Raw genomic sequence first — 12,487 nt, forward strand, 5'->3', positions numbered from 1 at the left:
AATAGGCCGAGGCCGAATGGCGGTGCTTGCGAGAAGACAGATTCAACAATTGCGATGACTAAAAAAGGAGTCCCTGCATGTCATCTACATATATTTCAGTGGAAAAAGGCATCCAGACTGCGGGTGTGGGCAAGTTTCAGTACCGGCTGTTCGTGATCTTTGGCCTGGTCTGGCTGGCGGACGCCATGCAGGTGCTGTCCATTGGTTTCAGTGCGCCGTCCATTGCCAAGACTTTCGGCAAGACTGTGCCCGAGGCGCTGCAGACCGGCACCTTCTTCTTCATCGGCATGCTGATCGGTGCCTTCGTCTTCGGCAGACTGGCAGACCGCATAGGCCGCCGCCCGGTGCTGATGATGGCCGTGGTGATCGACGCCCTTGCGGGAGTGGCTTCGGCCTTTGCGCCCGAGTTCGCCTGGCTGCTGGTGCTTCGCTTCATCACAGGCATAGGCGTGGGCGGCACGCTGCCCGTGGACTACACCATGATGGCCGAGTTCCTGCCCAGCGACCGCCGTGGCCGCTGGCTGGTGCTGCTGGAGTCGTTCTGGGCCGTGGGCACCATCTTCCTGGCCATCCTGGCGCTGATGGCCGTATATTGGGGCGAGGATGCTTGGCGCGTGATCTTTTTCGTGACCGGACTGCCGGCGCTGATCGGCGTGGTGCTGCGCTTCTACATCCCCGAATCGCCCATGTACCTGAATCGCAACGGCAAGTCCGAAGAGGCGCGCAAGGTGCTGCAACGGGTGGCCAAGGTCAACGGAAACACGGTCGACATCCCGGCCCTGCAGCCTGAAAAGCAGGAGCGCAAGTCTCTCTTCGCCCTGTTCTCGCAAGATCTGCGCCGTCGCAGCTTCTCGCTGTTCCTGGCTTGGGCGCTGATCTCCATCGCCTACTACGGCGTCTTTGTCTACCTGCCCGTCAAGCTCAGCAGCGAAGGCTTTGCCTTCATGCGTGGCCAGGTCTTCCTGGTGGTGCTAGCGCTGGTGCAGCTGCCCGGATTTGCGCTGTCGGCTTATGGCGTGGAACGCTGGGGCCGCAAGCCTACGCTGATCGGATTTCTGCTGCTCAGCGCCGTGGGCTGCATGCTCTATAGCCTGGGCTCCTCACCCTTCGTGGTGATCGGATCGACGCTGCTGATGAGCTTCTCGCTGCTGGGCACCTGGGGCGCGTTGTATGCCTTCACGCCCGAGGTCTACCCGACCGACCTGCGCGCCAGCGGCATGGGTATGGCAGGTGCTGTGGCGCGCTTCGGCGGCCTGTTCGCCCCGGCCATCATTGCGCCCATCATGGCCACCCACTTCACCATGGCCCTGGCCGTACTGTCGGCGATGCTGGTCGGTGGTGCGCTGTCGATCTGGGCGGTGGACGTGGAGTCGCGCAATCGGGCGCTGGATTGATGACGGCCTGAGCGGCCGGCTCAGCAAAAAGGCCAGAAGGATTGCTCCTTCTGGCCTTTGCTTTTTTGGGGGCTGCAGCAGCTCATTCGGAGTCGCTGCCTTCCAGCATCTTTCTGAGCAGGAAATCCAGCGCCAGACGCTCCGCGGGATTGAGCTTGCCGTATGTGCTTTCGGTGATCTGCTTGGCAAAGGGCTCCATGTCGTGCACCAGATCCTGACCGGCTTCGGTGAGGTTGATGACGACCTTGCGCCGGTCCATGCGGTCATGCTCCACCTGAACCAGTTCACGCTGCTTGAGTCGGTCCACCACGCCGCGTATGGTGGCCTGATCGATCACCGTAGCCTTGACGATGTCGGCCAGTGAGCTGCCTTTGTTGTCACGCACAGAGCACAGCACCACGAATTGCGCCGCCGTGAGCTGAGAGTCGGGAATGTACTGCTGGAAAAGCGCGGCATGCCTTTGATAGACGCGTCGCAACAGGTGGCCGATCTGGTCCGAAAAGTGATAGCCATCCTGTGGCGTCATGGCTGATGGCTGCTGAATCATGGTTCGCGTGAGCTTACCAAAAATCACGCCAAGTACCGTGATTTGCGACAAGCGCGGTGCATGGGCGAGACGCTGTAAAACTGCTTCAAAGCAGCACGTGCGGCAAGGAGGAGCATCAGGGCTTGCGAGTACATCGGCGCAGGTTGCCAGCTCATTCGCGCATTGAATGGTGCAATCAGGAATATGAATTTGACGGCTTGCCGGTCAGGGCTTGAAATGGCAGGAGAGACAAAGCGTCTGCGGAACAGACCGCGCCGCTTCCACAATGAAAGCCAGTTGGGACACCCATGCCAGCCATTCAAGGGAAGATCATTCCCATCACCTTCGACGGAGCCGCCAGTGCCGGTTCCGCACTCGGTGGCCATGAACGCGAAGCCGTCGAGCACGCCATTGCCAAGCATGCATCGCGCCCCGGTTCCCTGATCGAGCTGCTGCACTCTCTGCAAAATGCGCTGGGCTTTATCCCGCGTGCAGCCGTGCCAGTCATTGCCGAGGCCCTGAATCTTTCGCGTGCCGAGGTCCATGGTGTTGTCAGCTATTACCCGCATTTGCGCGAGCAGCCGCATGGCAGGACGCTGATCCAGATCTGCCGGGCCGAAGCCTGCAAGTCGCGTGGTGGCGATGCACTGTTTGCCCATGCGCAGGCGACGCTGGGCTGCCAGGCCCATGGCACGAGCGCCGATGGCAGCGTGACGCTGGAGCCTGTTTACTGCCTGGGGCTATGCGCCCAGTCGCCGGCCGTGATGGTCGACGAGAGCGAAGTCCATGCGCGGATGACTGCGGACCGGCTCGATGCCCTGCTGGAGGAAATACAGCAAAAACGACTTGAAACCAAGGCAGATGAAGCGCAAGCAGCTATTGAAAATGAAGCTGTTGCTGCCACGCGCATCTATGTGCCGCGCGATGCCGCGGCCCTGGCCGTGGGCGCGGATGCGGTGGCCCAGGCGCTGCAGCGCGAGTGCGAGGCGCGAGGCCTGGCGGTGGAGCTGGTACGCAACGGCTCGCGCGGCTTGCTGTGGCTGGAGACCCTGGTCGAGATTGAGACTGCACAGGGCCGCGTGGCCTACGGCCCGGTTCAGGCGGCTGACGTGCCGGGTCTGCTGGACGCCGGCATGCTGCAGGGCCAGTCCCATGCGCTATGCCATGGGCTGACCGAACAGATGCCTTATCTGGCACGGCAGGAACGTCTGACTTTTGCACGCGTGGGCATCATCGATCCGCTGAGCCTGCAGGACTACGAGGCCCATGGCGGCTGGCAAGGCCTCAGGGCCGCTGCGGCCATGGCGCCCGAAGCCATCGTCCAGCAGGTGCTGGACTCCGGCCTGCGCGGTCGCGGCGGGGCGGCATTTCCGGCGGGGATCAAATGGAAGACCGTTGCGGCTGCAGAAAGTGCGGGAACAGGGCCGCAGAAGTACATTGCCTGCAATGCTGACGAAGGCGATTCGGGCACGTTCGCCGACCGTCTGCTGATGGAGGGCGACCCGTTCTGCCTGATCGAGGGTATGGCGATCGCTGGTCTGGCCGTGGGTGCGACTCAGGGCTATATCTATGTGCGCAGTGAATATCCGCACGCGATTGCGGTGCTGAACGAGGCGATTGCACGCGCCAGTGCCGCGGGCTGGCTGGGCGCCAATGTGGCCGGCAGCGGCAAGGCGTTTTATCTGCAGGTGCGCAAGGGGGCTGGCAGCTATGTCTGCGGCGAAGAGACCGCCATGCTGGAGAGCATCGAAGGCAAGCGCGGCATTGTGCGCGCCAAGCCGCCGCTGCCCGCGATCGAAGGCCTGTTCGGCAAGCCCACGGTCATCAACAATGTGATCACGCTGGCGACCGTACCCATCATCCTGGCCAGGGGCGCGGCCTTCTATCAGGGCTATGGCATGGGCCGCTCGCGCGGCACGCTGCCGTTCCAGCTGGCCGGCAATATCGCGCGTGGCGGGCTGGTGGAAAAAGCTTTCGGCCTCACGCTGCGCGAGCTGGTGGAGGACTTTGGCGGCGGCACGGCCAGCGGTCGGCCCATCAAGGCCATTCAGGTTGGCGGCCCGCTGGGCAGCTATGTGGCGCCCGAGAACTGGGATGATCCGCTGGACTACGAAGCCTATGCCGCCAAGGGCAATGTGGTCGGCCATGGCGGTCTGGTCGTGCATGACGACAGCGCCGATATGGCGCAGTTGGCGCGCTATGCCATGGAGTTCTGCGCCATCGAGTCCTGCGGCAAATGCACGCCCTGCCGCATCGGCTCCACGCGGGGAGTGGAGGTGATAGACCGCATCACGCGTCAAGGCGGCGCCGAGCATGCGGCCAATGTGGCGCTGCTCGAGAGCCTGTGCGACACCATGCAGCATGGCAGCTTGTGTGCCATGGGCGGCATGACCCCCTATCCGGTGCGCTCTGCGCTGCAGCACTACCCGGCCGATTTCGGTATCGGGCTCGTGCAGACCGTGAACCCCGCCTGAGGAGAGAGCCATGCTGGAACATCTGAAGAACACCGATTGCGGAACGCCTGCCAGCCTGTCCGAGGAACTGGTCACGTTGCATATCGACGCCCGCGAGGTCACCGTGCCCAAGGGCACATCACTGATGCGCGCCGCTGTCGATGGCGGCATCAAGGTGCCCAAGCTCTGTGCCACGGATTCGCTGGAGCCCTTTGGTTCCTGCCGGCTGTGTCTGGTGCAGATCGAGGGGCGCAAGGGCTTTCCTGCGTCCTGCACCACACCTGCCGAAGCGGGCATGAAGGTGCGCACCCAGAGCCCTCAGCTGCAGGAGCTGCGCAAGGGCGTGATGGAGCTCTATATCTCCGACCACCCGCTCGATTGCCTGACCTGTTCGTCCAACGGCGACTGCGAGTTGCAGGACATGGCCGGAGTGGTTGGCCTGCGCGAGGTGCGCTATGGCATGGATGGAGCCAACCACTTCAAGGGCGAAGCCAGGGCCGAGGTCGATACCTCCAACCCGTATTTCAACTACGACCCCAGCAAGTGCATTGTCTGCAATCGCTGCGTGCGCGCCTGCGAGGAAACGCAGGGCACGTTTGCGCTGACGATCAGCGGACGCGGTTTCGAGTCTCGCATCACAGCAGGTCAGGGCGACGGCTTCATGGCCAGCGACTGTGTGAGCTGCGGCGCCTGCGTGCAGGCCTGTCCCACGGCCACGCTGCAGGAAAAGACCGTGGTCGAGCTGGGGCAGAGCGAGCACAGCGAGATCACGACTTGCGCCTACTGCGGCGTGGGCTGCGGCTTCAAGGCCGAGATGAAGGGCGAGCAGGTGGTGCGCATGGTGCCCTGGAAGGACGGCAAGGCCAACGAAGGCCATGCCTGCGTCAAGGGGCGTTTTGCCTGGGGCTATGCCACGCACAAGGACCGCATCACCCAACCCATGATCCGCGCCAAGATCACCGACCCCTGGCGCGAAGTGAGCTGGGAGGAGGCGATAGGCCATGCGGCCAGCGAATTCCGCCGCATCCAGGCCAAGCATGGCAGGGACTCGATTGGCGGCATCACCTCGTCGCGCTGCACCAACGAGGAAACTTATCTGGTGCAGAAGCTGATCCGCGCGGCCTTCGGCAACAACAATGTCGATACCTGTGCGCGTGTCTGTCACTCGCCCACGGGCTATGGCCTGGGCCAGACCTATGGCACATCGGCAGGCACTCAGACCTTCAAGTCGGTCGAGCACTCCGATGTGATCATGGTGATAGGCGCCAATCCCACGGCGGCGCATCCGGTGTTCGGCTCGCGCATGAAAAAGCGGCTGCGTGGCGACTCCCGGCGTGCCGGCGCTGGCCTGATCGTGATCGACCCGCGCGAGATTGAGCTCGTCAGCTCGCCCCATGTCAAGGCCGACTACCACCTGCAGCTGAAGCCCGGTACCAATGTGGCCATGATCACGGCGCTGGCCCATGTGATCGTCACCGAGGATTGGCTGGCCGATGCCTATATCGACGAGCGCTGCGACGCCAAGTCCTTTGCGCAATGGAAGGAGTTCGTCGCTAGGCCCGAGAACTCGCCCGAGGCCACGGCCGACATCACCGGCGTGGCTCCCGAGCTGGTGCGTGGTGCGGCGCGGCTGTATGCATTGGGCAGTGCGGATCATCCGCAGGGAAGGCAGGTCAACTCCGCCATCTACTACGGCCTGGGCGTGACCGAGCATGCCCAGGGATCGACCATGGTCATGGGCATTGCCAATCTGGCCATGGCCACGGGCAATGTGGGGCGCGAAGGCGTGGGCGTTAATCCCTTGCGCGGGCAGAACAATGTCCAGGGCTCCTGCGACATGGGTAGCTTTCCGCATGAGCTGCCGGGCTATCGCCATATCTCGGACAGCATCACTAGAGCCGAATTTGAAGGCGCCTGGGGCGTGAAGCTCAGTCCCGAGCCGGGCTTGCGCATTCCCAATATGTTCGAGGCCGCGCTGGAAGGCAGCTTCTTGGGCCTGTACTGCGAGGGCGAGGACATCGTGCAGTCCGACCCGAACACCCAGCATGTGACGGCAGCGCTGTCGGCCATGGAATGCGTGGTGGTGCAGGATATCTTCCTCAACGAAACCGCCAAGTACGCCCATGTGTTCCTGCCCGGATCGTCCTTCATGGAGAAAGACGGCACCTTCACCAATGCCGAGCGTCGCATCTCGCGCGTGACCCAGCTCATGCAGCCGCTGGCCGGCTATGCCGACTGGGAGGTGACGCAGCTTTTGTCCAAGGCGCTGGGCTATCCCATGAACTACGGCCATCCGCGTGAAATCATGGCCGAGATCGCGGCCCTGACCCCGACTTTCGCGGGCGTGAGCTACGAGAAGATAGAGCGCCTGGGCAGCGTGCAGTGGCCCTGCAACGAGGGCACCGAAGAGGCGGGCACGGCCATCATGCACCAGGATAGATTTGTGCGTGGCAAGGGCCGCTTCATCATCACCCAGTACGTGGCCACCGATGAAAAGGTCACGCAGCGCTTTCCGCTGCTGCTGACCACGGGGCGCATTCTCTCGCAGTACAACGTGGGGGCACAGACGCGGCGCACGGCCAACAGCCAGTGGCATGGCGAGGACAGGCTCGAGATTCATCCACATGACGCACAGGACCGTGGCATCCGCGATGGCGACTGGGTGGGCATTGAAAGCCGCGCCGGCCAGACGGTGCTGCGCGCCACGGTGACAGAGCGCATACAGCCCGGCGTGGTCTACACCACCTTCCATTTCCCCGAGTCGGGCGCGAATGTGATCACCACCGACAGTTCGGACTGGGCCACCAACTGCCCCGAGTACAAGGTGACGGCCGTGCAGGTATTGCCTGTGGCGCAGCCTTCAAGCTGGCAGCAGGGCTACAGGCGTTTCAACGACCAGCAGCTCGGTCATCTGGCCGCAGCCCAGCTGGAGATGGGAAGTCAGTGATGGATGTGAACAACCTGATCCGTATGGTCAATCGCATAGCCGAGTTCTTCGAGGCCATGCCAGAGCATGACGAGGCGCTCGACGGTGTGGCCCAGCATATCCAGAAGTTCTGGGAGCCGCGCATGAGGCTTCGCATTCTGGCGGCTTTGAATGAGCCTTCGGAGGCTGCGCAGCTGCGGCCTCTGGTGCGCGATGCCTTGCACAAGCATGCCGCGTTGCTGAGGCCTGTGCAGGCATAGCACAGTGCGCCAGACGGTAGCGGCATGCATCCATCCGGAATGTGTTGCGGGTATATTGGGTCTGCAGACCCCTGATCTGAGCCGCTGCCCGCGATCGAATGGCCGCGGCTTTTTTTGTTGGCCATCTTCATGACTTCCGAATCCGTCAAGAGCTCTTTGATGAGCGCGCATCTGCGTCTTCTGGGCATGGCCCTGATGTGGGGCGCTTCCTGGCCGGCAGGCCGCATTCTGGCGCTCAATATGCCGCCTCTGGCGGCGTCGGCGCTGCGCTTTTTGCTGGCTGCGACCCTGTTGCTGCCCTGGCTGTATTTCTCGGGCGGGCTGGGTGCTCTCAGGCACTGGTCTGTCAAGACCTGGCTGGGCATGTTTGCCGCAGGCGCGACCGGGGTGTTCGGCTACGCCAGTTTTTTCCTCACGGGTCTGCAGCATCTGCCTGCGGGCAAGGCTGCGCTGCTCATCACGCTCAATCCGGTGGTCACGCTGGCGTTTGCGGTGTGGCTTTTCAAGGAGCGCATCAACGCCACCATTGCGCTGGGCATGTTGTTGGCGGCCTGCGGCGCCGTGGTGGTCATCTCGCATGGCGATCCCATGCAATTGCTCCACGGAACGGTAGGGGTGGGCGAGATGCTGATTCTGGGCTGCGTGGCCTGCTGGGTTTGCTACACGCTGATTGGCCGCGCCATGCTGGCAGGCGTGGATGCGCTGGCTGCGACCACCGTGACTTCCATTTTTGGCGCCTTGCTGCTTCTGGCCGCCAGCCTGGTGCTGGAAGGCCCGCAGGGGCTGGTTTCGGCATTTCGGGCCAGCGGCACTGCCTGGACTGCCATGGTCTTCATGGCCTATGGCTCCACGGCCCTGGCTTATGCCTGGTACTTCGCGGGCGTCAAATCGCTGGGCGCAGGTGCGGCCTCGGGCTATATCACGCTGGTGCCGGTGATCGGCGTTCTGCTTTCTGCCCTGCTGCTGGGCGAGAGCATTGAGGGCTCCATGGTGCTCGGCGGTGCCATGGCGGTGCTGGGTACAGCCGTGATGAACTGGGGGCGTCGGTCAACAGCCTGAGGTTGTACCTCATGTTTGGTAGCATAAAGCGCTTGTCAAGAAAGCATTTCAAGCCGATTTTTCTGATATGGGCCTGGCTTGTTCAGGGTGCGAAAGCCGCTGCTGCCTGCGGCTCAAGCCTGGTTGATCGTGCCTGCGTTCACGATCATCTGGGAGATCACCTCCAACTGATGTTCGGCTGCTGCATCGTCTATCTCGAACAGGCGCATGACGGCCAGGCCTCGCAGCGCAGCAAACACCACAGATGCAAAGTGGCTGGGCTGAGGATGGCGCTCGGCGATTTCCGGGAAAACCTCCACGAAGTGTTCGAAGGAGGCGGGGTCATGCTGGGAGCGGTGCGCGTTGATGCGCTCGAATAGCGGTGTGCTCTTGCAGCCGAAAAACATGCTCCAGGTCGCCACATAGCTGGGTTGGGCATAGACGCTTTGCCAGGCCCTGCGCACGAATTCGCGAGCGCGCGGCTCCAGCGGCAACTGCGCGGCATCTTCGGGCCAGCCTGCGCCCGCAGCCGCCAGCGGCGCCATGATTTCATCGACCACCTGCTCCATCAGCGCCTGGCGGCTGCCGAACTGGTGCTGCACCGCCCCCAGCGTGACTTTGGCACCACGCGCAATTTCCTGCAGATTGGTCTGCTGAAACCCAACCTTCTGTAGCAGTCGTATGGCGGATTTGATGATTTTGCGCTGAGTGGTCTGACTGCGTTCTGCCTGGGTACGGCGGGGGGCGGTTTTGCTTCCTGTTTGATTCATGGGCTGCGTGTGTGATTCATAAGGCGTCGATGACGCACCACACCAGATGCTACACGCTCCGGCACTGACGGCTGGATGGGCCTGCTTGGGTAATTTCACCCTCGGGTAATCCATGATAAATAAAGATTAAACGTTTAATGTTTTATGTTTTAGACTCCGCCTCCATTGTTGTTCATCAGCGACCTTGGAGAGCGAGTCAGCTTCCGAGGGCTCTTATTGGAAACCGCCATGTCACGCTCTGTTTACCGCCTTCCCGCCGACGACCGCACCAATGGATGGAGCGCGCTGCTGGGAACTCGCCAGCCGAAGGCGCCGCTGCAGGGCGATGTGGCGGTGGACTGGGTCATCGTGGGCGCCGGCTATGCGGGGCTGGCGGCAGCACGCCAGCTGGCACAACAGCAACCTGATGCTTCCATCGCCGTGGTGGATGCGGGCGTGGTGGGGGAGAACGCCTCGGGCCGCAACTCGGGCTTCGCGATCGATCTGCCGCACAGCTCGGCGCCATCGGACGCCGCGGTCGAGGCGGGCCGCCGCGTGATCCGCGTCAACCGCTTTGCCGTGGATGCACTGGAGCGGGCAGTGACTGAGCACAGCATCTCCTGTGGCTGGCAAAAGCGCGGCCGCTACCACGTGGCAGTGACGGAGGAGGTGGCGCAGAAGTCGCTCAAGCCCTATGCACGCAATCTGGATGCCTGGCAGGAGTCCCATGAATATCTGGATCGTGATGCGCTGCGCCAGCGCATAGGCACCGATTACTACGCGGCAGCGGTCTACACGCCGGGCACGCGCCTCATGAATCCCGCGGCGCTGGTGCGTGGTCTGGCCGACAGCCTGCCGTCCCAGGTGCAGCTGTTCGAGAACTCGCCGGTCATCGAGGCGAAGCTCGAAGGCGCGACTCCCTTTGTCCGCACGGCCCAGGGCAGCATCCGTGCGCGCAAGGCCATTCTGGCCGTCAATGCGTTCTCGCAGTCATTCGGCGTCTACCAGGAGCGCCAGGTACCGATTCTGCTGTTCGCCAGCCTCACTCACCCGCTCAGCGATGCCCAGATCGCCCAGCTGGGAACGGATGTCGCCTGGGGTGTGACGCCCGCGCATGGCGTGGCGGGTTCCACGGTACGGCTGACGCACGACCGGCGGCTGATGATCCGCCAGGGGTTCGAGTATTCACCCAGCCTGCGCACCACTGACGGGCGCCGCGCCAAGGCCAGGGCCATGAACCAGGCGCTGTTGCGCCGCCGCTTTCCACAGCTCGGGGCCATCGAACTCGAGCATTTCTGGATGGGCTGGCTGGCGGTCTCGCACAACCATGCGCCCGCCTTTGGCCGGATTGGCGACAACGCCTGGGCAGCGTCCTGCTGCAACGGCTCGGGCATCGTGCGCCATACCGCTGCCGGCATGCTGATCGCCGACCTGGCGCTGGGACGCAAGAACCCGCTGATCGACGACTTCCTCGTCGAGGGCACTGCCAACTACATCCCGCCGCGCCCGCTGCGCGACATCGGCGTGGGACTCACGCTGGCATGGGATATGTGGCGCGGCCGGGCCGAGCAGTAAGCGTTTTTCGGATCCGCATAGGTAGATATAGATAACAGGAGACAAACCATGCATACCCCTTCCTCCAACGGGCATCTGGAGCGCAAGCTCAAGAACCGCCATATCCAGCTGATTGCGCTGGGCGGCACCATAGGCACCGGGCTGTTTCTGGGCTCGGCCGGCATCATCGAGCTGGCCGGCCCTGGCGTGCTGCTGGGCTATACCATCGGCGGCCTGCTGATCTTCTTCATCATGCGTTTCTTGGGCGAAATGCTGGTCGAGGAGCCTTCTGCCGGTTCGTTCAGCTATTTCGCCAACCGCTACGTGGGGCGCTTTGCCGGTTTCCTGTCGGGCTGGAACTGCGTGGCCCTCTATGTGCTGGTGGGCATGCTGGAGTTGACTGCCGTGGGCAAGTTCATCCAGTTCTGGTGGCCCGATATCCCGGTCTGGGTGACGGCCGCCGTTTGCTTTGTGCTTATCAACGGCGTGAACTTCATCAACGTCAAGGCCTATGGCGAGTTTGAGTTCTGGTTCGCGCTGATCAAGATCGTGGCCGTGGTGGCGATGATCGCCACGGGCATCTACCTGCTGTCCACCACGCACAACCCCACGCAGACGATCAGCAACCTGTGGACGCAAGGTGGTTTCCTGCCGAACGGCTTTAAGGGTCTGTTCATGGCCTTTGCCTTCATCATGTTCGCCTTCGGCGGCGTGGAAATGCTGGGCTTTGCCGCTGCAGAAACCGAAGAGCCGCGCAAGGTCATCCCCAAGGCGATCAACCAGCTCATGGTGCGCGTGCTGCTGTTCTATGTGGGATCGATGGCCGTGCTGCTGTCGCTGACGCCCTGGACTGATCTGGTGGCCCAGCTCAAGGCCGGTGGCGGCACCTACAGCAGCAGTCCCTTTGTGCTGGTGTTCTCGGGCATGGGCGAGCACCTGGCCGCGCATATGCTGAATTTCGTGATCCTCACTGCTACGCTGTCGGTCTACAACAGCATGGTCTACAGCTCCAGCCGTCTGCTGTATGGCATGGCCCAGGAAGGAAACGCACCGAAGTCGCTGGCTGAAGTCAACAAACGTGGTGTGCCCGTGAAGGCCATCGTTTACCCCGGCATCGTCACTGCCTTCTGCGTGGTGCTGAACTATGTGGCGCCTGCCGGCGTGATCGAGTTGCTGATCTCGTTGATCACGGCGGCGTTGGTGATCATCTGGACCATCATCATCATTTCGCACCTGAACTACCGCAAGCTGCATGATGCCAAGGGCACGCAGCGCAGCTTCAAGGCGCCGCTGTTCCCGCTGACCAACTACATCTGTCTGGCGGCCATGGCGCTGGTGGTGGTCGTGATGCTGCTCACCCCCGGAGTACGTGCCTCTGCCTATGCCATTCCGGTGTGGGTGCTGGCGGTCTATGCCATGTACCGCATGGTGTTTCGCCAGCCCGTCCGGCTGGTGCAGACTGCGGTTTGATTGAATGAGGACTTACGCAAACAAGGATGCGCCAGGACTGTTTTTTGAGGAAAAGCTCTTGTCCGAACCTGATTTGCGTAAGTCGTGTGAATGAGGGCTTGCGCAGACCTTGGCGCC

General features: G+C 62.6%; 9 protein-coding genes. 7 read left to right on the forward strand and 2 right to left on the reverse strand.

Annotated features, from left to right (window positions below; all coding sequences use genetic code 11):
• The first annotated feature begins 77 nt into the window (after nt 1-77).
• Nucleotides 78-1,394, forward strand: a complete 1,317-nt coding sequence (locus EIC84_RS21930) for an MFS transporter (RefSeq protein WP_003065852.1) — start codon at nt 78-80, stop codon at nt 1,392-1,394.
• An 82-nt stretch (nt 1,395-1,476) separates the two neighbouring features.
• Here EIC84_RS21930 and EIC84_RS21935 read toward each other — a convergent pair whose 3' ends face one another.
• The gene (locus tag EIC84_RS21935; RefSeq protein WP_003052004.1) at nt 1,477-1,920 is read right to left on the reverse strand and encodes a MarR family winged helix-turn-helix transcriptional regulator; all 444 of its coding nucleotides are present in this window, start codon (nt 1,918-1,920) and stop codon (nt 1,477-1,479) included.
• 308 nt (nt 1,921-2,228) lie between these two features.
• On the opposite strand from EIC84_RS21935, the gene EIC84_RS21940 reads away from it, so the two are divergent.
• From EIC84_RS21940 to EIC84_RS21955, 4 genes are all read left to right on the forward strand, one after another.
• Nucleotides 2,229-4,394, forward strand: a complete 2,166-nt coding sequence (locus EIC84_RS21940; protein ID WP_003065855.1) for a formate dehydrogenase subunit gamma — start codon at nt 2,229-2,231, stop codon at nt 4,392-4,394.
• 10 nt (nt 4,395-4,404) lie between these two features.
• A complete protein-coding gene (fdhF, locus tag EIC84_RS21945) occupies nt 4,405-7,320 on the forward strand; it encodes a formate dehydrogenase subunit alpha (RefSeq protein WP_003065859.1) in 2,916 nt (971 codons plus the stop codon).
• On the forward strand, nt 7,320-7,559 hold the full coding sequence (locus tag EIC84_RS21950) for a formate dehydrogenase subunit delta (protein WP_003065861.1): 240 nt from the start codon (nt 7,320-7,322) through the stop codon (nt 7,557-7,559). Before fdhF ends, EIC84_RS21950 begins: the two co-directional genes overlap by 1 nt.
• A gap of 129 nt (nt 7,560-7,688) precedes the next feature.
• On the forward strand, nt 7,689-8,618 hold the full coding sequence (locus tag EIC84_RS21955) for a DMT family transporter (RefSeq protein ID WP_192810449.1): 930 nt from the start codon (nt 7,689-7,691) through the stop codon (nt 8,616-8,618).
• 113 nt (nt 8,619-8,731) lie between these two features.
• Here the strand turns inward: EIC84_RS21955 and EIC84_RS21960 are convergent, their stop codons facing one another.
• Nucleotides 8,732-9,367: a TetR/AcrR family transcriptional regulator gene (locus EIC84_RS21960; protein ID WP_003065865.1), complete on the reverse strand. Its 636-nt coding sequence runs from the start codon at nt 9,365-9,367 to the stop codon at nt 8,732-8,734.
• 228 nt (nt 9,368-9,595) lie between these two features.
• Here EIC84_RS21960 and EIC84_RS21965 point away from each other — a divergent pair, with 228 nt between their 5' ends.
• Both EIC84_RS21965 and EIC84_RS21970 read left to right on the forward strand, forming a co-directional pair.
• Complete coding sequence (locus EIC84_RS21965) at nt 9,596-10,921, forward strand: FAD-binding oxidoreductase (RefSeq protein WP_003065867.1); 1,326 nt, start codon at nt 9,596-9,598, stop codon at nt 10,919-10,921.
• Between the two features lie 48 nt (nt 10,922-10,969).
• The gene (locus tag EIC84_RS21970; protein WP_003065869.1) at nt 10,970-12,370 is read left to right on the forward strand and encodes an amino acid permease; all 1,401 of its coding nucleotides are present in this window, start codon (nt 10,970-10,972) and stop codon (nt 12,368-12,370) included.
• The last annotated feature ends 117 nt before the right edge of the window (nt 12,371-12,487 follow it).

This window comes from Comamonas sp. A23, assembly GCF_004522605.1.
GTDB classification, from domain to species: domain Bacteria; phylum Pseudomonadota; class Gammaproteobacteria; order Burkholderiales; family Burkholderiaceae_C; genus Comamonas; species Comamonas thiooxydans.